This is a genomic window from Stieleria neptunia (genome assembly GCF_007754155.1).
In the GTDB taxonomy this organism is placed as follows: domain Bacteria; phylum Planctomycetota; class Planctomycetia; order Pirellulales; family Pirellulaceae; genus Stieleria; species Stieleria neptunia.
The window spans coordinates 7,082,990-7,103,964 of sequence record NZ_CP037423.1; the positions used below are offsets into that span (position 1 = coordinate 7,082,990).

Annotated in this window: 16 protein-coding genes; 9 read left to right on the forward strand and 7 right to left on the reverse strand. The window is 55.2% G+C overall.

Features of this window, described 5'->3' with window-relative positions; all coding sequences use genetic code 11:
* Window positions 1–380 precede the first annotated feature (380 nt).
* The 3 genes from Enr13x_RS24625 to Enr13x_RS24635 all read left to right on the forward strand — a co-directional run bounded on the left by Enr13x_RS24625 (window position 381) and on the right by Enr13x_RS24635 (window position 5,397).
* Window positions 381–1,658 (forward strand): glycosyltransferase, encoded by a 1,278-nt coding sequence (locus tag Enr13x_RS24625; protein WP_145389477.1) that lies wholly within the window; start codon window positions 381–383, stop codon window positions 1,656–1,658.
* A gap of 65 nt (window positions 1,659–1,723) precedes the next feature.
* On the forward strand, window positions 1,724–2,869 hold the full coding sequence (locus tag Enr13x_RS24630; protein ID WP_145389478.1) for a hypothetical protein: 1,146 nt from the start codon (window positions 1,724–1,726) through the stop codon (window positions 2,867–2,869).
* A 134-nt stretch (window positions 2,870–3,003) separates the two neighbouring features.
* Window positions 3,004–5,397 (forward strand): DUF3160 domain-containing protein, encoded by a 2,394-nt coding sequence (locus Enr13x_RS24635; RefSeq protein WP_197455328.1) that lies wholly within the window; start codon window positions 3,004–3,006, stop codon window positions 5,395–5,397.
* Window positions 5,398–5,668: 271 nt separating this feature from the next.
* On the opposite strand, the gene Enr13x_RS24640 is transcribed toward Enr13x_RS24635, so the two are convergent.
* The gene (locus tag Enr13x_RS24640; RefSeq protein ID WP_145389480.1) at window positions 5,669–6,679 is read right to left on the reverse strand and encodes a hypothetical protein; all 1,011 of its coding nucleotides are present in this window, start codon (window positions 6,677–6,679) and stop codon (window positions 5,669–5,671) included.
* A gap of 13 nt (window positions 6,680–6,692) precedes the next feature.
* On the opposite strand from Enr13x_RS24640, the gene Enr13x_RS24645 reads away from it, so the two are divergent.
* A complete protein-coding gene (locus Enr13x_RS24645; protein WP_145389481.1) occupies window positions 6,693–8,900 on the forward strand; it encodes a hypothetical protein in 2,208 nt (735 codons plus the stop codon).
* A gap of 94 nt (window positions 8,901–8,994) precedes the next feature.
* The gene (locus tag Enr13x_RS24650) at window positions 8,995–10,599 is read left to right on the forward strand and encodes a hypothetical protein (protein ID WP_197455329.1); all 1,605 of its coding nucleotides are present in this window, start codon (window positions 8,995–8,997) and stop codon (window positions 10,597–10,599) included.
* A gap of 317 nt (window positions 10,600–10,916) precedes the next feature.
* On the opposite strand, the gene Enr13x_RS24655 is transcribed toward Enr13x_RS24650, so the two are convergent.
* The gene (locus Enr13x_RS24655) at window positions 10,917–13,076 is read right to left on the reverse strand and encodes a hypothetical protein (protein ID WP_145389483.1); all 2,160 of its coding nucleotides are present in this window, start codon (window positions 13,074–13,076) and stop codon (window positions 10,917–10,919) included.
* On the reverse strand, window positions 13,069–14,325 hold the full coding sequence (locus Enr13x_RS24660; RefSeq protein ID WP_449336657.1) for an HD domain-containing protein: 1,257 nt from the start codon (window positions 14,323–14,325) through the stop codon (window positions 13,069–13,071). Before Enr13x_RS24660 ends, Enr13x_RS24655 begins: the two co-directional genes overlap by 8 nt.
* A 202-nt stretch (window positions 14,326–14,527) precedes the next feature.
* Between Enr13x_RS24660 and Enr13x_RS24665 the strand changes: the two genes are divergently transcribed.
* The gene (locus Enr13x_RS24665) at window positions 14,528–15,973 is read left to right on the forward strand and encodes an IS1380 family transposase (protein WP_145385855.1); all 1,446 of its coding nucleotides are present in this window, start codon (window positions 14,528–14,530) and stop codon (window positions 15,971–15,973) included.
* A gap of 164 nt (window positions 15,974–16,137) precedes the next feature.
* Here Enr13x_RS24665 and Enr13x_RS24670 read toward each other — a convergent pair whose 3' ends face one another.
* Both Enr13x_RS24670 and Enr13x_RS24675 read right to left on the reverse strand, forming a co-directional pair.
* On the reverse strand, window positions 16,138–16,467 hold the full coding sequence (locus tag Enr13x_RS24670; RefSeq protein WP_145389485.1) for an HD domain-containing protein: 330 nt from the start codon (window positions 16,465–16,467) through the stop codon (window positions 16,138–16,140).
* Window positions 16,468–16,807: 340 nt separating this feature from the next.
* On the reverse strand, window positions 16,808–17,182 hold the full coding sequence (locus tag Enr13x_RS24675) for a GNAT family N-acetyltransferase (RefSeq protein WP_145389486.1): 375 nt from the start codon (window positions 17,180–17,182) through the stop codon (window positions 16,808–16,810).
* A gap of 291 nt (window positions 17,183–17,473) precedes the next feature.
* Between Enr13x_RS24675 and Enr13x_RS24680 the strand changes: the two genes are divergently transcribed.
* The 3 genes from Enr13x_RS24680 (at window position 17,474) to Enr13x_RS24690 (ending at window position 19,683) form a co-directional block, all read left to right on the forward strand.
* Window positions 17,474–17,779 (forward strand): hypothetical protein, encoded by a 306-nt coding sequence (locus Enr13x_RS24680; protein WP_231743761.1) that lies wholly within the window; start codon window positions 17,474–17,476, stop codon window positions 17,777–17,779.
* Window positions 17,780–17,925: 146 nt separating this feature from the next.
* Complete coding sequence (locus tag Enr13x_RS24685) at window positions 17,926–18,531, forward strand: metallophosphoesterase family protein (RefSeq protein WP_145389488.1); 606 nt, start codon at window positions 17,926–17,928, stop codon at window positions 18,529–18,531.
* A gap of 522 nt (window positions 18,532–19,053) precedes the next feature.
* A complete protein-coding gene (locus Enr13x_RS24690) occupies window positions 19,054–19,683 on the forward strand; it encodes a hypothetical protein (RefSeq protein ID WP_145389489.1) in 630 nt (209 codons plus the stop codon).
* Window positions 19,684–19,738: 55 nt separating this feature from the next.
* On the opposite strand, the gene Enr13x_RS24695 is transcribed toward Enr13x_RS24690, so the two are convergent.
* Both Enr13x_RS24695 and Enr13x_RS24700 read right to left on the reverse strand, forming a co-directional pair.
* Window positions 19,739–20,038 carry a hypothetical protein gene (locus Enr13x_RS24695; RefSeq protein ID WP_145389490.1) on the reverse strand — a complete coding sequence of 100 codons (300 nt, stop codon included), beginning with the start codon at window positions 20,036–20,038 and terminating at the stop codon, window positions 19,739–19,741.
* A 62-nt stretch (window positions 20,039–20,100) separates the two neighbouring features.
* Window positions 20,101–20,949 carry a hypothetical protein gene (locus tag Enr13x_RS24700; protein WP_145389491.1) on the reverse strand — a complete coding sequence of 283 codons (849 nt, stop codon included), beginning with the start codon at window positions 20,947–20,949 and terminating at the stop codon, window positions 20,101–20,103.
* Window positions 20,950–20,975 lie beyond the last annotated feature (26 nt).

The following is a 20,975-nucleotide window of genomic DNA, read 5'->3' on the forward strand; positions in this document are numbered from 1 at the left end:
GGCTGTCCGCAGGGGCAGACCAGCGGTGCACGTTGCGGATCCACGGCGGCGGTATCTTTGGCAGAATGATTCGGGGCAGAGCGATGTTGCATGTGACGCACGGTCTTCATCATTCTGCCCCGCATGATTCTGCCATTCCGTCACAACTGGAATCGGCTAGGATGCTGATCGGTCATCAGAGGTGGCAGACGAATCGACTGGCAGACGAATCTCCACACAGACTGCTGCCTTGGTCTGCCACGGATTCGCGTGCCCCGCATCGTGCTCTAAAATGATGTATCATCTGATCGGCATCGCGGCCCAACGGCGGCAACGTTTCGCCCGGGGGCCGTCCGCCGAATGCCACCTACTATGACAGGTCATCAGCGCAGGGGCATGATGTGAGCAAGATTGGGATCGTAACATTTTCGTCTCCGGGACATATCAATCCCTCGATCACGCTGGCGAAAGAGTTGGAGCGACGAGGTCATCGGGTGACGTTCTACACGCTCGTCAACGGAGTGGCGAAGATCGAAGCGGCCGGCTTTCGAGTGCGCCCCTATGGATTGCATGAGCTTGGAGAGGAATCGATTGCGGAAAGCTATCGCGAACTCGGAAATCTGACGGGGTTGCGGGCGGTGCGGTTCACCGTCGAACTGCTAAAACGCCGGATCACCATTGGGCTGCGTGAACTTCCAATGTGCTTTCGGGAAGATCAAATCGATGGGCTGGTCATTGACCAAGTTGTACCCGCCGGCACCGTGATTGCTCGTTCAGAAAACATTCCGTTTGTGACATTGTCGAATGCACTGCCGATGAATCTCGACGCGATCGCCCCTCCGGTGTTCAGCCACCGTGGACCGGCTCGCGGTCCTTTGGATCGGCTCGGGATTCGTTTGCTGAACGGTCTACAAAACCACCTGGCAAAACCGCTTGTCGCAATCGCAAACCAATACCAGCGGGCGAATCGATTGCCGATCTACAGGTCGATTACGGAGCTGCGATCAGAGTTAGCCCAGGTGACCCAGCTTCCGCCACAGTTCGACTTTCGCCGCAGTCAGATCGACGAAACGTTTCACTACACCGGTCCATTTCATAGTCGAGAGTCGCGTCCGCCGGTGGACTTTCCCTGGGACCGTTTGTCGGACGAGGTTCCATTGATCTACGCCTCGATGGGGACGTTGCAAAACCAAATTCGCCGGGTCTTCGAGATGATTGCCGAGGCTTGCCGGGAGCTGCCGGTGCAATTGGTCATTTCGCTCGGTGCAAAAGTCACTCCCGACGAGTATGCGCACCTGCCGGGGAACCCGATCACCGTCGGCTACGCCCCACAACTTGAGCTGTTGCAGAAGGCCTCGGTGTGCATCACGCACGCGGGACTGAATACGGCGCTCGAGTCCATCGCGCATGGTGTCCCGATGTTGGCCATCCCCATCACCAATGACCAACCGGGCGTCGCCGCGCGGATTCGACATCACGGTTTGGGCCGCGTCATCGGGCTGCAAAAACTGACGGTGGCAAAGATCCGCACGACTCTGCAAACGTTGTTGCAAGACCCGCAATACACCGAAAAAGCCAACGCCTTTCAAGCGGCGATTGCCTCGGTCGACGGCGCCAGCGAGGCTACAAAAATCATCGAAACGGCGCTCAATGCAAAACCGATCCGCGAACTTGCTTGAGTCGCATCGTGTCGTGACGGCTTGAGAGTTTGTGTCGGAAGATGCCTCTGGACGAGGGAGTCGCGATGTCGTTTGACGAAGAAGAAGTAACAGCCAAAGACCGAGAACCGGGCCCCGACGTCACGCGGAAACTTTTCCGGCAGTGGCAGATGGCGAGACGTGGGCGGTTCCCGGCGGAAGACATGACCAACCCTGTTTGGCGTTGGCTCTTTCGCGGTCGCGTGGATCCCTATCATGCGAACGAACGATTCAAATCGCGTCTGAAAAAGATGCTGGGCACGATCGACTTTCCCAATGAACCCCGGTGGGCGGGATGTCGCCTGGGACAGTCACGAACTCAGCTATCAGATGGTCGTCTCTTCTGGATCGCTGGGGAACACGAAGATTTCTACGATCCAGACTTTTACATCTACAACGATGTCATCGTCCAGCAAGCCGATGGGGATACTCAGATCTATGGATACCCTGAAACGAGTTTCCGGCCTACCGACTTCCACTCCGCAACGCTCGTCAATGACGAAAAAACCATCCTGCTGATCGGCAGCATCGGCTATCCCGAACAACGGGACATCGGCCGGACTCCAATCTACGCTCTTGATACGGAAAACTTTCAAATCGACGAAATCGCATCGACTGGAAATCACCCCGGCTGGATCAGCAAGCACACTGCAACATTGAGTGAAGACGAATCGTCGATCATCATTTCTGGCGGCGAGGTCATGACGGAGGACGGTCTGCTAGAAAGTATCGACGACTGGTCGTTGACGCTTGCCGATTTTCGTTGGACTCGTTTGACCCTGCGAAAGTGGATTCGATTCCAAGTTGGACGGGCCGACCAGACGGGACTGCATCTATGGAACTATGACATGCGGAAATTCTCGCTCGAACATCCCGGTGCCGGACTCGACCGCGAGGACGACTTGGCCGATGAGATCGGTGCGGAGCCGAACATGGAGGCGTATGACGCGCTATACAAGCCGCCGGTTCCACATTCGCCGGTTGATCAGGATCCTGAAAACGAAGACGGTTGGCGGACCAAGAAGGTCACGATTGAGGGTGTGCCGGTGCGTTATACCGATGAAATGGAACACTTGACGGTCACCATCGAAGGCGACCTGCCCAAGACAATCGTCGATTCCCTTGCAAAAGACTTGTGCAGTAAACTGGCACTCGTTGAGAATACTGACTGTCGGATCAAATGGATCGATTGACAGCACGCCACAACAGCGTTCTCTCCGGCAAGTCCCATGACCACCACCGTTGGATCACTGATTTCACTTCTGGCCACGCTGACCGCCGCGCGAGATGCCGTTGGCACGCTAAAGCAAACAATGGGGGATCGCTAATGATGAGCGACAATGTCAACCGGAAGTCCAGCGACAAGACGCGATGGCTGTTGGTCGGCGTCGCGGGCGTGCTTGGCGTCGCCTGGCTGGTATTTTGGTTCGGCGGCTTCAGTGTCTTCGGTCCGCCTCCGCGACATTTGCAAGAACGCTGGGAAGCCGGTCAGTTCGATCTTTCAGATGACGAACGACAACGACTTCGAGGAATCTCGGTCGAGTTCGATCCCTCCAACGAGAGAGACGCAGACCGTGCGATTGAGCAGACCGCGCTGGTCGGTTCGTATGTGATGAAACGGGAAGAACCGGTGAAGCGTCGCGAGGAACTTGCCGTCTTTCAGGAAGATCCGACGCGCAAAGTCGCCGTGACGACGGAAGAGTTCCGACACTTCTATCAAGCGTACGCCAATCAAGACCATCCGGTATTCATCACGTCTGACTCGATCTTGAATGCGTTTCATCGGATTCTCGAAGACTCGATTCTCAAACTGGAGTTTCGCCAGATTGAACGGTTGCAAAGACTGTTGCCGATCCTTGACGAGCGGCTTGCTGTGACGCGGCGGTCCGCTGATTCCGAAGTCGACCGATCGGCCCGTCGTCGCGCACAAACGGTCATCGGCGTTGCTCGTCAGCTGATCGATCCCAGCTATGAACCCGATTCCGAGATCCGCCGGATCGTACAAGAAGAAACGGAACGTGTGGAAAGCGGATCGGGGCAATCCATGCCCGACTGGCTCGGCGAACCCAAACCGTCGTTTCTTGCCATCGACTATTCGCGTTTTACGCCCATGGGACTCCACACCCGCAGCGATGTGCTTCGCCGTCACTACCGGTCGGTCCGATGGTTGCAAACCATTCCATTTTACGTGGGCGATGACGAACATCTGCTTTCGTTCAGACTGATAGCTGAGGCGGCCGACGGCACGAATTGGGCGTCATTCGCGGAGACGTATCGCGAGTTCTTCGGTGGTACCGACGACTGGAATTTGCAGACGTTGAATTCGCTGCAACCAGACCGCAGCGATTCGCCGGATTCGATCGACACGCTCCGCAGCAAACTTTTGCAACGCCTCGACGCCAAAGGGCCGCCGAGCAAAATCAACGATCGGGTCGCCGAGGAATTTGCACCGCGTAACTCTGAAAGCTTGTCCCTCCATGTCTTGTCCGCGTATCGAACTCCCGAAGCAATCTTGTTCCAGGCGACGGCTGATTGGACGAAGACTCCGCCGTCCGTCGGATTGCTCCTCTGCACCGCGTTGGGTTCGAAACTTGCTCGCCAGCGGCTTGCCGAATCGAACGAGTCGGAATCGATTGCCAAAATCGATTCGCTTGGCAGATTGCTCGATGACGATTCCGTTTATGGCGAATACCTACAGTGCCTCGCCACGTTATTAAATCCGATCGATTCATCACCGGGATTCATGTCGACCGAACGCTGGCAGCTGAAGAGCTGTCAGACCGTTTTGGGCGGGTGGACCCAACTGCGTCATACCTTTGCGTTGCAAGCGAAGCAGAACCGCATCGTGCTCAACCAATCATCACACGTCGGGGCGGGTTTCGTCGAACCCAATCCCGAGTTCTTCCGCCGCCTCGGACGATTGGCATCCAGAATCGAAAACTCGCTGGATGAACTGGGCGCCTTTGAAATCAGCTACGAGCACATGCGTTTTCGATTAAACGAATCCGCCCGTTTCTTCATGCTGATTCGCGCACTCGAGCAGGAAGGGATAGGGATCAATAAACTAGGGACACACTTGACGCGTGAAGATCGTCAGTTTGTCTACGATGCCTACGAGAAAATGGGAGAATCGAACCCTAAAAACTGGCTGAGTTTTGGCCAACTGGACGAAGAACTTTCCGAGCTCAGCTTGGCCGCCATTGTTCAAGTCTCCGACCACCTCGAACGAGGGGAGCTGCCGAACGATCGCGCCGCCCGCGGGGCGATCCTCAGGGGCGAACGCAGTTCAAATCGCGTTCGTTGGCTGCGTTTAGCGGAAATTTGCGAGCGGCTTGGGGACTTGGCCAGCAAGCAACTGGACAATCAATCGCTCACTGCCGCAGACGAGCAATTCATCACAAACTACGGCGAAGAACTTGCTGCTCTACTCAACTACGAATTGCATTCAGCCTCGGATCCACTCGACGATGCGATGCGTTGCGTCAGCGTCCTGACGCAAGCCAATGGCAATCACGTTCACATCGCGGTGGCTCGTCCCCAGGCAATCTATGTGTTGTACCCTGATCACGGCCAAGAACTGCTTTGCCGTGGAGCTGTGTTTCCGTACTTTGAGTTCACCGACGATGCGATTGTCGACGATCAGTCATGGAAGACACGGCTCGATTCGGCAACCTCCCCAGACCGACCGCGTTGGCTCGAGCCGCTGTTCACGGACGAATAGAACCGACCTTCGTATAGGGGGAATTGAATCAGCGGATGCAATATCCGGGTTAGGAATCACGCGAAACGCGACTTAGACCAACGATCTCGTCGATGGAGTGTGATGCGATCAGCGGATGGTTGTACGACGTCCTTTCTAGGTCGTCGGGGCGAGCCCTCCGGACGACGGCCCGGAAGGGCCATCGTACGTGCGAAAAGCGGTCACCTTTAGCTGGACGGCTAAAGCCTGCACACCAACACTCATGCCCGTGCCATTGCGTCATCCATTTTTTCTAATCACCGCTCTGTTCTTTGCCACCGGCGACCGCCACGAGCAGTGTGGACACGGCGAAACCAAAGACCGATCCTTGGAAAAGGAAATCAGAAAGCAGGATGCCGTTGATGCTTCCTGCCAAAGCACTCGGCTCCACCGATTTTCGCGCGAGGGTCTCTGAGAATGGGAGTATCGATGCCTGCCCCCAGTAGACCATGATCAACAAAGCGGCGAAGCTGACCGCACCGATCATCACCGAGCGTCGCGCGAGTCGCCCTTTGTCTGTCATCATGGTCGCCGCCGCCGCGATGCCTGTCGTCGCGACCAGCAGTAGAGCATATCCGACCAACATCGGAATTTTAGCCGACAGAAAAGAACTCAAGAATCCTTCGGAGTCGATACTCTCGGCAGTTGCCAAGTTGCGGAACGCGGACATCATCAACCAATCACCGAATGCGTTGGATGCCGCGCCGACAACCATCAACAACGCTGCGAATGCAAGTAGCGTCCGGGCGACTATTCTGGGTTTTCGCCGTAAGAGTGTAAGGAACATCATGCCCAGGCCGAACATCACCGCGCCGAGTCCACCCAGCGGTGCCATCCATGTCACGTTTGAGACACGCGATTCGGGCTGCATCATTTCACCGATTAACGACATCATCCGAAACGGTGTCAACGACGTGAACAACAGCATCAGAAGGCAGCCAAGCGGTGCAAGAAACACGAAAAATGGTCTGATCATGGATTCGGAGCCTGCGGATTGACGGGCGACGGAAAGAATGGCATGAGCATTTCCCTCGGGGCAGTTTAGCGTGTCGTCGAAAGACGCGTTGGCCGCCGGAGCATCTGGCATGGTCGAACACGCAATTGCCTCGGCCGACTGCGGCGCGCGAATTCGCTGCGACGCACACTTCGTGAAATCCAAGAGAGCGAAAATGGGAAATGCAAAAAAACGACGTCGGATGGATGGGGCGAGGTCAAGCTTCGCCCGCGCGAAGCAACTAAACTGGGGTCGATTCGCCTCCTTCATGCAATTCCGCCTCATGAGACTTGGAACCTTCCTCGCGTTCGCCCTTATGGTGACGTCCACCAGTGCAGAAGAGATTCGTTCTGGTCGCTCCACGCTGGAGATTGATACCGGTGGCATCGGCCTGCGGATGGGCACGGTACGCTTTTCGAGTGAAACACCGATTGACCTTCGACTGGCAATCGGCAGCGAACCAGCCACCACGTTGCGAGGAGCCTACCGAATGGTGAGTCGCAATGACGGACAGCTCCTCTGCACCGCCGTGCTCACGAATTCCTCCGGGGCTGCCTTCTCCATTCGGGACGTGTACGCGTCGGGTCCGCATCCCGATTCCTTTCGCCTCACCCGCGAGATAACGGTCTCGCAACCTGGCAAGGCGGACGGCTTCCAATCGCGATTCCGGTTGGCGTCGTCGGCAGGATTTGCTGATCACGAATACTTCATTCCGGGCATCTGGTACCGTGACAATTCGAAAGCCCGTCCGGGGGCTCTTGGTACATCGAAAACCGACGAGTCATTCCTGATCCGCGAGGACCGGATGCCGCTGCCGTTGGTGATGATGCGTGATTTGAAACGCGGCGTTGCCCTGTCGTTGGCTCATCTCAATCCTGACGGGGCAACCTGCCGGGCGGATGTTTCCGCCCAGAGGGTGATCGACGAGAGAATTCGGGTCGCAAGCCTCGGGATCGAGGGTCAGGAACAAACCGCGGTGACCCTTGCCTACCCGGCGACCGAAGGCGAGCGGAGCTATGTGCCGGGGCGAGAAGGACGCGGATCGAAACGCTTGGTGGAACGGTTCCATCCGATCCGCGAAGGATTTTCACACCGCTATGCCGTGCTGCTTCACTTGCAAACCGCGGACGATTTTCCGCAGGCCATGCGGACGGCATGGCGATGCGTTTTCCGTGAAATCCGTCCATCGATTGAGCGAGTCGATCTGGACGCCGTTTACCAAGCAAGTCTCGAGCTGCTGTCCGACTGGGTGAAGGACGTCGACGGCGCGCCGGGAATCCCATTCCGGCTGGCGCTGCCTGAGGGCCGGCTGGAAAGTCCCGAATACTACACCTACCAAATGGGCTTTGTCGGCCAGCAACTCCCCATCGCCTATCACCTGCTGCGACACGGACTGATTCATGACGACCCGAAGTTGCTGGCCCAGGGCGAATCCATGGTGGAGTTCTGGGTGGAAAAGTCGCCGACCGACGAAGGCCTGCCGCGGGTTTGGTTCAATACATGGCCCCAGCCGCACTGGAGGCAATACGATACATTCCTCCGCATCGCTTCGGACGGGATGGTTGGCGCGTTGATGGCCTGGGACGTCATGAAACGCAACGGTCGCGATCGTCCACAGTGGCTGCGTTTCTGCGGGGACTTCGGTGACTGGTTGGTCAAGCACCAACAGACGGACGGATCATGGGTCCGCGCGTACCGCTGGAATGGTTCGGTTTCGCACGACAGCAAGTTCAACACAACCCACCCGATTCGTTTTCTGGTCGACCTGCACCACGCCACCGGTTCGCGCACGTATCTGGACGCCGCCATCCGCGCCGGTGATTTCTGCTGGCGAAACATCCACCAGCAGTTTGCGTATATCGGCGGCACGCCTGACAACCCAAACGTCCTCGACAAAGAGGCCGGCTTGCTCGCCATCGATGCGTTCCTTGCATTGTGGGACGCGACAGGTGAAAAACGCTACCTGGATGCCGCCGCGCAAGCCGCCGATTTTGCAGAGACTTGGGCGTACTGCTGGAACGTCCCGCTGCCGAGCGACGACCCGGAACTCGTTTTTCCGACGGACCTCCCGACCAGCGGCTTCAGTCTGATTGCAACGGGCCATTCCGGCGCCGATCTGTATCTCGCCGGGGCTCCCTTTCTGCTGTACCGCGTCTACCTGGGCACTGGCGACCCGCACTATGCAGAGATGGCCCGATTCCTGCTCCACAGCACCCGTCGACACGTCGATATCGACGGCTCACTGGGCTACGGCCAATCGGGATTGTGCACCGAAGCCCTCAACTTGAGCATCGACCACGGTCGCGGCCACGGTGTCGATGTTTGGCTTCCCTGGCTGAGCTATCAGATGATCGAGCCGATCGTTCGCCTTCGAGAAACCTACGGGATCAGCGATACGCCGGTGCTCGGCGAACGCGTCTTCAAGGAGATGCAAGTCAAGGACCGCGGCTTTGCACACCGTCGCGGATTTGGCTTAACTGAAGTCAAATGACGCAGCTGGACGATGATCGTGAACCCCATGATGTTGTTGCCACCTGCGTCAGCCCGCCCAAGATCCCCTGTTTATCCCCGGAATATCGCTTCCCATGACAAACTGCACAGTCGCCCCATCCTGCCGGCCGATTGCTGCGCTGGTGTGCGTTATTTTACACTGCGTCTTGATGATCGATGGCTTTGCCCAGACGCCAGAAATCCAGCCACAATCGCTGCAGTTTTCTCGCCAGGCTGTGCGACGAATGGTCTTTGACACGCCCCAGCAGATTCCTCTTGCCGCATTGGACCCGGCCACGATCGTCGGTTTGGACCTGATGCATCCCGTCGTGGGAAACTCAACGGGCGAGTCCCTCGTTTCGATCGGCGACGGCAGACTGAAACTTTCGGCCGCAAACGGCGCGTCGACGGCGCGCTGGATCGGAGGTTTCAATCCCTTTGCGACTTACGAACTAGGCCTGCACCGATTCGATGGCAGCGGGCGAATCGGATTGCTGTTTCGTGACAGGCATCAGCACAACCACCTTTCCGCGGCCGTCGTTGTCAACAACGGCGAGTACCAAGCGATCGAGTGGGTGGTGATGAAAGAGGGGCACCAGGTGGACCGGCAGAGATTTGCATGGCCCCAAGGGGTGAACACGACGGGGACGATTCGGCTGCGCGTGCAGATGTTAGCCGTTGGCGCGAACCTTTACATCGAGTCGGAAGGAACGTCGCATTTGGTCGGGTATCCCGATTTCAACCAACATCTCGAACTCCGCCGCAAGGAATTGATTCATCGTTTTGAGTTTTGCTTGTCCAGCGATTTGGAGCCGCATTCATCGGTTGAAATCGACAAGGTGATTGCGGCTTTGACGCCGGGCTGCGGCCAAGCCGACATTCGTGCCATCACCACGCGCGACGGCGCGCCGCTGCTGGATCAGGGTCGGGTATGGCTGACCATGACCGTGCGGGGGCGAGCGTTGCCGCATCCGCTACAGGGCGTGTTTTCCCTGAACCCGTCGGTGTTTGATCTCCGCTTCGAGGGAATCATTGTTTTTGACATGGGCGACGGTCTCTGGCGCAATGAACTCGCTTCGCATTTGTTTTTTGACGAGCCGTCGGGGCAATGGCGAGGCTGGACCACTGGATTCAGCGCTCTCGGTACGACATCGCAAAAGGAAGAAAAAGCGATCCTGGCGGTCTGGAGTGATCGCGATCCTCGCCAGGGATTTTCCATCATGCACGCCCGACCGATCGGGCTGCAGGGGGAACACGAAGACCCGCACGGCGTGTATGACTCCCAGGCCAACAAGTGGCGGTTATTGCTGTCCGAGCGTGCCGGAAAGTATCGCGCCGGAATGTGGGAATCCGATCAGTGGGATCGCGGGTATCAGCGTTTGGCTGGCCCTGTGGAAATGGACAGCACGGGGACGTTGATCCAAAAGGTTGGCAAGTCACGCTATGTTTTCTTCGGCAGTGCCGATCGCAAAGTATACATTCGCTCCTATCCCGATCTGAAGCCGGTTGGCGAATTGAACATGCACTTGCCGCCGTGGAACGAGAACACGGGCACGCGGATTTGGCCGAACATCATCCCGCTGCCCGATGGGTACCCCGCGCCGTACATCGCGTTGATGATGGATCGCCAGAACTATCCCAAGATGCCGGCGCGCAATTGGACGTACGGCGCGATGTATCTCTTCTCTGCCCATCCTTGATGGTGCGTCATGCGGAGCGAGTTGACCGTAGTCTGCGTTTTCCCTACTTACCGGTTTTGCCGGTGGCGGGAACGCGTCGATCCACCGATCGATACAGCGGGAGCATTTCGACAAGCATCCGGTGTCGGCCACCGGTGCGTGAAAAAAACCGCTGGATCGTCAAAAAAGAGACAGCGTACCTTTTCTTTCTTCGCAACAAGAGTTCACTCGCTTACCAGGCAGCTAACGAACAAGATGCGACCGCTCAAGGAGCGGCAGTTCCCTGCTGATCGGTAATTCCGTGATATCAACAATATTTATGCTGAGCCAACCACGATCTAACTGAGGTCACATCCCAACAACTGTCTACGCACAGAGGCACACTTGTCATTCGACAACGCGATAAGCACCGCATCCAAGTCCCGATGCAGAGATTTTATAGAAAGGTACCCGCGCAGTTTTGCACAACAGTACGCAGCGGCACGTCGCAGTACAACCGCGTCGCTTCGTGACGCAAGACCGGAAGAGTGAATAAGCAACCTCCATTGAGGGCGATTGAGCTTCAGACTTTTCTTATTGGCCAAAGCGCAGAACGCGGCATTGGCAACTGTTGGGTCATGATCTCTTGTGGACATGATTATCGCCGTGAACTCAGCTTCGGACAAGGTCGGCTTCTCCCTCGCTGCTGCAAGCGCTAAGGCTCGAACTTGAGCCTGATGTGAGGTAAGTCCTTTCTCGATAATACCATCCAATGCCCCCCCGAAAACGCCAGGCTTGTCGCGATCAATACAAGCCAACGTGTAGATTGACACTCCTTGAAGGTCCGAAGGATTTCCCGTGGCAACTCTGAATGGGTTAAGCGGGTTTTCCGCTTCGGCTGAGGACATCGATGATGGCGGCTCTGTGACTTCACCACTGGAAATCGGTGCGAGCACTTCAAAAATGCATTTGGCTTGTTCATCGGAACAAGTGTCTCCAATCGATTTAATCGCTTGCACGAGCTGCACTTTATTCGATATCAGGTTTTCGGGCTCGCGAATCATGTCGACGATTGCGCTAAGCAAAGCCTCCAGTGAGTCTTTTGCCAAATGTTTTCGATGCCGCAGTATTGCGTTCAGGTATACTGTGCCCGCCATCTGGACGGCAAGCTTTCTGTCCCCTTTTTGGATGGTGAATACGCCAAAGGAGCCGGCTTCAGTTTTGACCTCTTGTCCAAGAGGGCAAGTCTGTACTTGCTGTCTGACCCGGTTGGCAACATTCCGCGCGTCAGCGCTCAGTGCTTCGGGATTACTAATTTCAGCACCAAACTTTCCAATGACTTGAAGACGATACTCGTCCAAGGGCTGCCCCGAAGGAAAAAGCGATGCCCTTAGTCGTTGTTTCGCTTCTTCATCTCCTGCATCCGCGAGACTGCAAAGCAAATTGATTGCGTCTGGATAATCTGTGTGCTGCTTTCGGTCCAATGCCAGCGGTAGCGATGCGTCTATCAGTTCCGTGTAACATGCTGGTGAAATCTTATCCGAGCAGTGCGTTAACGATTGCATCATCTTGTCTCGCACCGTTAACACCTGATTACGGCCTTCAACTGGAGCTAACCAAATCGGGTGCTGGATTGCGGAACGAACCAGTTTCTCAGCCTGCGAAGAATCCAATCTCCATGACAACTTTGCCAACGTATCCCAGGCTCGTGAAATCGCAATCTGTTTCAAACGGTCATCGGAGGATTCGCATGCTTTAGAACATAGGCGATCGAATACACTGCCAAACCACGTGTCCGGGATGGCGTCGTAAAATTGGTCTAGCATCTCGCATCCAATTATAAAGTGACGCCTGAGATTTGTGCATTCCATCCATTTTTTTGTGCAGTTTTCAATAACCTCTGGCGTCCCTTGAACTAGTAGAGTGTCTCCCAGTTGAGTAGCTATCTGCTTATCGTCGGCGATCACTGCGTGAAATACGGACTCATGAGGCCAACCGAGATCCATGCATTCTCGCGACATTATTGCTGATGCCAAGCGGTGCGGCCGCCAGCACCCTTGATGGTAACAGCGAAGTAGTTCTCGCCAAATGCTTGGCAATGATTCATATCGCTTGCCCTTCTCACGAGCAGCAAAGACTTCAAAATATGATTGATAGTCCCATAGGTTGACGTCGGCGATCAACGCTCGATCGAACATTCCATAGAAATCATCTGCTTGAAGCAGGGAATGAGAAATGTCGCTGCGATTGTACTCGACTGCGATTCGAGACTTTTCTGGAATCTTATTCGTCAAGGGCATGATTCTTTCGTCGAATAGACTAATTGCCTCTGAGTCGCGATAATCCCAGTGCAGGATTCCGGCGATCGCGACGAGAAGTGCCACCCGGTCTAGTGTGCTCTCACGTTCGCTAAGCGTTGTTTCGAGCATCGAGATCGCTTCTCCTGGCTTACCATGAATTGCCAAACTCTTGGCAAGTGGAAGCTCCGCGCGAACGATTGGACTGGTGAGATCAATCATTCAGCGACTCCAATTCGGATGTTCCTATGATTGATCCTAATTCTCCGTTCGCAAAATCAAGTTCACGACAAATGGCGTTGAGCAGCAGGATTTCGTCCTGATCGGTCGTTGCTTTGATTGCTTCGCTGAAGACCTGCTTTGCAGAGGCATAGTCGCAGGATGCGACAAACCAGTTCGCGATTGCTCGAAGGCAAGGAAAAAGGTAGCGGTGGGACTGATCCAGGTTTCGGGCAGTCTCAAGGAGTGCTGGGACCCACCCCTTTACAAGATTGGGAGAGCCTTCCTCCAAGCACATTTCCAGTAATCGAGTCCCAATCTCCATCCTCTGGGCTGTAGCTAGCTGCTGATTACTTCTGTCGAACTCAAAAACAAGATTCATGATCGCGCTGCGTTTGCTTCCAATTTCCCACAATTCGTTGGATAGGTCCGACAAGCCTTTCAAGTATTCGCCAGGCGACATGCTCGACTTCTTCTCGCGCAATTGGTCTAGTCGCTGTTCGATGTGGGGACGCGACTCTTGAAACGTAGATAACAAAATTGCACGTCGCCGCTCGTCTTCCTTCAGATGACGAGACTGCAATTCACTAATCATCGCAGTTGTGACTGTATCCGGCATGGAAAGAGTGTTGCTGTACTGCTTCACCTTCAATTGCGCTTTGACTGTCCAGTTGGCGGCGTACTTGTTGAATGTTGCCGCATGCCGATTGAATTCGGCTTCAATCCACGGCTTTTGAAGCTCAGGTATGATTCGAGAGTACGAGTCGAATTTATCCGGTGGGAAGTCAAACCATATCACAACCGAACGGTCAGCTTGATTGAATACCACATCTTCAGTGTAGTAATGTCGCCACCAATGTTTTTGCGACGTAATGTCCAGCAGCAGTGTACCTGCCTTTGGACGTGTAGCTCTTCGTCGCGATTCTTCGAGAATATCTGCAACCCGAAGTAGACCGGCCAGCAGTTTCATCCGAATGCCTGGACCATCTTCCGTGAGCTCGTTGTATCGCTTGCGGTCGGCCTCTTGTTCAAGGTACAAGTTGTGGGACTCGCACAAGCAAGCGATCTTCGAGGGTTCATATGCAGAAGAAAGCTGAATCCCTATGATTGGAGACTCAGCACGCACGGATGACTGAACCATCTCTGCAGAAATCCGGTGATGCATCTCGCGAAGGATGTCGCGACGTCGCTGAATCGGCAAATCATTCCATGGCAACTCTAAATTGAGTTCGGCAACAGCCCTAGTCCTCAATCAAGCGAACACTGGATGATGAAAATCTGAAAAAACTCGAAACCCTCGGCGTTTTGCGGGTGTATTGGAGGTAACTACAACTTCAACGCACTCACTCAGCAGAGGATTTCGAGTGAACGACAATTTACGCCGTCGATTTCATCGCCGCAAGCGAGTTCTTTTGCAACGTATCGATAAGAAGAAGGGCAAGACGCATACGCCCATGATTCGCCCTTTGCGGGCGAAGTACGAACTGGCCAATAAAGTTGAGGCGATCTCCTGCGGTGGAATCGGCATGATCATGCAGCTTGTCCAGCAACTCGGATTGCGAAAGCACATCAACCAGTCCGCGCCAGTGTTTAAGCTTCACGCGCCGTACGACGAAGCCGACCACGTGCTCAATATTGCCCTGAATCTATTGGCCGGGGGGACCTGCCTCGAACATTTAGAGCATCGCCGCACCGACCAGGCGTACCTGGATGCACTCGGCGCAGAACGGATTCCCGATCCGACAACCGCTGGTGACTTCTGCCGCCGTTTTGATGGTTTCAAGCTACTGCTCTTGATGCAGGGAATTAACGCGGCACGCAAGAAGGTTTGGAAGCAACAATCCGATGCGTTCTTCGAGCAGGCCACGATTGAAGCCGATGGTACGATGGTTGAGACTTGCGGTGAAAAGAAGGAGGGCGTCGGAATCAACTACAAAGGTCAGTGGGGATACCATCCACTGGTTGTAACGCTCGCGGAAACCAAAGAGTTGCTGTATCTGGCCAACCGCAGCGGCAATCGTCCCAGCGGTGAAGGCTCATCGTTCTACTTCGACAGGGCGATCGAATTGTGTCGCAGTGCCGGGTTTCGAAAGATCCTGTTGCGTGGTGACACAGACTTTTCGTCAACTCAACATCTCGATCGATGGGACGCGCAGGGCGTCCGTTTTGTGTTTGGTTATGACGCCAACAAAACACTGACTGCAATTGCCGATTCCCTCGACGAATCGGCATGGAAACCGCTCCGGCGGCAAAGATCGACTTCGAAAAATCCGCGTGCAAAACGTCCGAATTACAAAGAGCAAATCGTCGTAGAAAATGGCTACGAGAACAAAAAACTGCGTGCTGAAAGCTACGCTGAGTTTCCGTATCAGCCCGGCAACTGCAAGCGTCCCTACCGGATGGTTGCTGTTCGCAAAAACATCGACGTCACGACCGGACAGCAATTCCTGTTCAGCACCGAAAAGTACTTCTTCTACATCAGCAATGAACCAAAGCAAGAAAAGCAGTCGCGTGAATTGATCGGAGACGGCAATCATCGCTGCGATCAGGAAAACACGATTAGCCAGCTCAAGGCGAGTCACGCATTGACCGCGCCACTGGATTCACTGGAAAGCAATTGGGCGTACATGTTGTTCGCTTCTCTTGCCTGGACGCTGAAGCTTTGGAGTGGACTGATGGTCCGCGTCAAAGGGAATCCGGGTCAGAAGAAGGCGAGGAAGCGGCTCCGTGACCGCGTGATCAAAATGGAGTTTTCGACGTTCCTGACATCGTTGATCCAGATCCCGGCCCAAGTCATCCGCTCATCGCGTCAGTTGAAGTTGCGGATTCTGACATACCGTCTCGGCGTCGAAAATTTGTTCACGCTCAGTGACCATATTGCGATGCCGCTTCGAACGTGACACGTCGCAACCAACGAAGCCGGAGTCCGGACGCTCCGGTACCGCCGCTAACGCCTAACCCGAGAAACGAAACATTGAGCACCATACATTGCGAAATTTTTGATAAGGAGCAGTGCTCCCGCGTGCCCCGCTGCGCCTCGGAAATCTACAGCCGTCATCCAAAATCAACGCCCGCGTTCGCTTGATTGAGGCCTAGTCTCGCCAGCGTTTTCGTACTGCAAGCCAATATCATGGAGATAACAGGCACAATACAGGATGACTAATTCCCGCTCAGTGAGTCTGTTCCTGTTTTCCTGCAACGGCGTGACGAGTTCGTCGACAAGGGTGGTAACACCGTCCGAATGCAACACGCTATGATCGGTGAAGTGCGGCAAGATGTTATTGTCAAGGATCGGCGCAACTGCATCCCGGAGTTGAATGAGAAACGCTCGCGACGATTCCTCAACGAGATGTTCAAAGTTTGGGGCGTTCCCGTACTTTCCTTGTCGATTCATGCGATCGCATCCGTCTTTTTTACATAACAACGGAACTCATCACCGTAGACTAGCCAAGCAACACCTTGATTGTTGACGGTTTTCTTCGCTCAGAGTTCAGTAGGAGGGTCGAATTGTACATCGGCAAGCGAGCAAGCACACTAGCAGGAAATGATCGGGCGACTTGTGCTGCCGTGCAGTCGACGATCTGCGAGGACAGTTGCCCAGCTCGACGCCCTTGCCGTCGATACTTGGCAACGCGTTCATGGGGGAGTTGTGGGCAACGCGAAACTTGACGCGTCGAAGAGATCTTGTGATCAAATACACTGAAGGAGTTGGAGGTCGGTGGTGCAATGGACGATCATTCGGATGGATTGTGGTGCCAAATCATCTCATGCATGTCACCCCTAAATCCCTCACGCCGATACCAATCGACAAGCATCCGGCAGTCAGATTTTGGCGTATCTTCAACGTGCAGCGAAAGATCAACTTCACACTTCCCAGCCACACCGCAGACTTTCCGAAGCAGTCGCTTGGCATGCCCTTGTCCGCGGTGTTCAATATCTGTTTCCAGATTCCGAATGTAGATCGTATTTGGACGACACGGGTCTTCAAATAGCTCAATTCTGGAGCAACCGGTGCCATCGCACTGCCACCAATCGTCAGGCTCATCGAATGCTGATGAGAGTTCGCCGCTCACCATTTCGAAAAATCGTAGAACGTTGTCTGTCGTCATCTTCGTCTGGCAAGAACTCGAAAAGGAGCGGGAATTGGGGGGCTTTTCAAGATATTGACATTATGTTGCCTTTGCTTGCCCGTCCAACACGCTCCGGTGGCCGACACCGGGGCACGCTCGGATTTGGTCCGATCTCGCGTGGTGAATCCGAGGAAGTTTCCGATCAACAGAATGCAACCAATTGGGGGTCCAAACAGTTTTCCCGGAATTCGCCACTTCGTGCTCATATCAAACGGAACTCCGTTACGCTACAGTTTGGTCCCTCATCGAATTCGATTGGCCGAGGAAACAATGTCAAAAATTGAGCAAGCAGCCACGCAGAAAGACGCTCCCTCGGCGGGATCCGAACACACGGAGAAGATCAAATCACAGATTCTGGATAAAGTCGGCAGGCCCCCCCGCCTGCATCGTGTGGAGGTGTGTCGGCATCACAACGGCAACTATCGGGTCAACATCTGGGAGAGATTGGAGCCAACAGGGGACACCGCTTTCTCAACGCGTGCCCACATCCTGGCGTCTTACTATTTAAAGGTATCGGATTCAGGGGAGATCCTGCACAGCAACCCGCTACTGACCAAGCTCCGTTTCTCGGCCTGAACTTTCCGGGCTGATTTTGCGGCCATCGTCCCTGGAACGACTGTCTTGTCTATTCGCGTGAGAAACGAAGCGTCGGGTGAGCGGCGCGGCTCGATACGTCTCATCTTGTGGCGTTCCCGATTTCCACGACTAAACGAGAGGGATCCATGATGCGACTTGGGCTGCTGGCCGATATTCATGGCGATGTCAATCAACTGGCCAAAGCGATTGAACGGCTTCGGCGGGAATCGGTTGACACATTCGTTCTCTTGGGCGACGTCATCTACGACAGTCGCCACGCGGACGAGATCGTGGAGTTGCTACGATCGTGCGGTGCCATTGGCGTGTGGGGGAACCACGAATTGGGACTTTGTGTCGATCCCGACGTCGAGATGCGCCAATGGTACTCCGAATCGGTCATGGAGTTTTTCAGCACGCTTCAACCCAGACTTGAGCTGGAAGACGTCCTTGTCTCACACACGTTTCCCACGGAAGACGCACGGGACGTTCTGTCCTTTTATGTTGGCGTCCCCGAAGAATCCGACGTGATCGAGAACTGCTTTGCCAGACTTCCACAGCGCATCATGATCAGCGGGCACTTTCATCGATGGTTTGCCGCAACACCGTCTGGGAAATTAGACTGGAAAGGCGAGGGCCCATTGGACCTGGCTTCCGAAGACCGATACTTTATCGTCGTCAACGCGGTGATGAACGGCTTTGCGGCCGTGTTGGACTTAGAACGGAATCTCCTTGTCCCGATGGAGCTATCGTAAACGCCGTGAATCAAGGCGACAGATTTCACAGCGACACCAATGAGTTCTGATTCTGGCGGGAGAGTGTGGCGGTGAATCTCTCTCATCATCGTCGTCCCCCCTCCTGAGTCGCCTTGCGGCACTCGGTCACCACCGCTTCATTGCCGGTCCCGCAACGCGGCCGGCGAGGTTTCTCGATGCGTTCGTCGCAGGAACGTGCCGAATCTTGCTGCCAATTGACTGGTCCGGGGTTTACTTATTCTGCCAGGTTTGCCTCGTCCGATTTCAAGAGCGAGGGACCGCGCGATGACCAAGGTGGCCCTGAATGCCCTCGCCGCACGCTTAGGGTGCCGAACGGGCGCAGCGGTTTCTCGTCTCCATGCTCTTGCCAATCCTGCCATTGTGGGGCAGCGGCAACACCCCTAGTCTTTGTTGCGGCATGCCGGTCAATCGGCGTCAATCAATCGGCCGCTCAATTCTTGGGAGAGAACAGTGAAAGACGATGCGATACGGATTCTTCGCCTTTTCTTGGCTGTCCTTGCGGTGATCACTTCCGCATCGATTCTGCAGGCCGACACCGATCGTGCCGCAAACACCGTCTCCGGCAGCGTGGCGGATATCAACCACACAACGCACGTGATGGGCCGAGCATTCAGGGTCCAATTTAAAGAGATCAAGTACGGCGGAAAACTGAAGAGCGTCGAGGTTCTCGATGATTCGTCCGTGCAAACCATCGTTCAAGTTCGATTGAGCGACGTCAAACTGATGATCAATCGCACAAACGTGCAGGGTTCACGCCAGCACGCATCGTGCGGACCGATTGAAATGAAACTCGGTACGATTCGCGATCTCGTGGTTGAGTTTGAAGTCAAACGCAACAAGGACGCGGACCTCACCTTGGTCGACTCCAAACTGAAGCTGGATTCCGACAACCTGCAAATCGGGTCACCGCGTTGGGTCCAAGCTCAAGGAATCGGCATGAACAACAGCAACGTTGCCAATGGGCTACGCAGCGGACTGAACTCCAATCTTCCGCTGCTCAAACGATTGCTGTCGGCTGAACTTCCCAATGTGTTTCGCCAAATCGAAGATCAGATCGAGGGAAAAGTCGGTGCCATAGAAAAAGTCAGTGCCATTGAAGTCGTGAACGTCGCCGAGCTGTCGACTCCCTAGCGTCGACGCCGAGAATGATTTTTACTTGCGCATGACGAGGGACGATTTAAACCGTTCAATCGTCCGTGCCAACATCGCCGCCGTAGTCTGCGAAGATCGTTTTCACATGGGCCGCCAAGGTGTCGACGAACGCCGGATCATCGGGCGACAGTGGCGTGTTCCGATCAAGCTGTCCGTTCCGAGCAGCAAGCACGATTGCGGCCAACACGTGCTCCACATCGACGGGCAGATTCGTCGGTTCTTCCAGCTTGAGTGCCAAGTCGATTAGCACCTCTGCGACGGACGGGTCGACGGTCGCTTGCCCCGATGCGGTGACAGAGATCCCCGGTACGATCTGATGTTGGTTGGACGCCACGATTGCTGAATCCGATTTTTCTGCCGACCCTTTTTCTGTCATCTTTCAGGTGCTGTCGTCCCTTACCGTTCGAACTCGGGTTTGGGGCGTCGTTCCACCGCCCCCCAGAAATGCGGTTTCCCGTTCTCGCCCAAAGCGCCGTCCGGGGAATTCCAAGTCTTGCCGTCGGGCAGATCGACCTGGATTTGGTAATCGCTGAATGGTGCGAGCGCATAGTACCAAGCACGTTCGTCATCCACCTGTCGTGCTTCGACGGCAACCAGCAGTTCCGTGTCGGTTCCCTGACAGAAGCCGAAGATCGCGCCGTATTGGATCCCCGAATCGATGTCGGTGTACTCGTAAAACGGCTTCGGAACGGAGCGCAGTTCCCAGTTCTGTCCTTGCGACGTCGTCGTCTTGACGCCCAATCGGCGGGGGAACTGCCTGGCTTGAAGCTTCACCCGTCGAATGTCTGAATCGGGGGCGGGAAGGTTGTCCGCGCGATTCCACTGTAGCCCGGCATCCGGACAGTCCCATGTCGGATGCCCCGCAGCTTCGCGGCGGATCGGCCCGCTGTGGAACGAATGAAATTCTTCCATCACGTTTCGCATCCGCCCTTGAGACCAGGCAAAGAAGACGCCGATCGCGGCCGGGCGCTCCGAAGCAGGAGCGGTCCAGAGAAAGACCGCACCGATATCGTCGCCGCGGACCGATTGGGTGTGCCGAAAGATCGCCTGTTCGTGAAGCTTGAATGGTTTGTCTGGCGCACTCGGGTTAAATAGGCGTTGCCGCTTGGCAACCTCTTCGGCAACGTCAAGCCAGTGGCTGGTCGTCTTGCGGTTGCTGTCATCGGCGGTCTCTTCGGAGTGCAAGGCCGAAGATCCAGCAGTCAAAACAGCGACAACAACGAGGCAGGCGATTCGTCGATCCATGATTCTGCGAGTGATTGAGAGAAGAG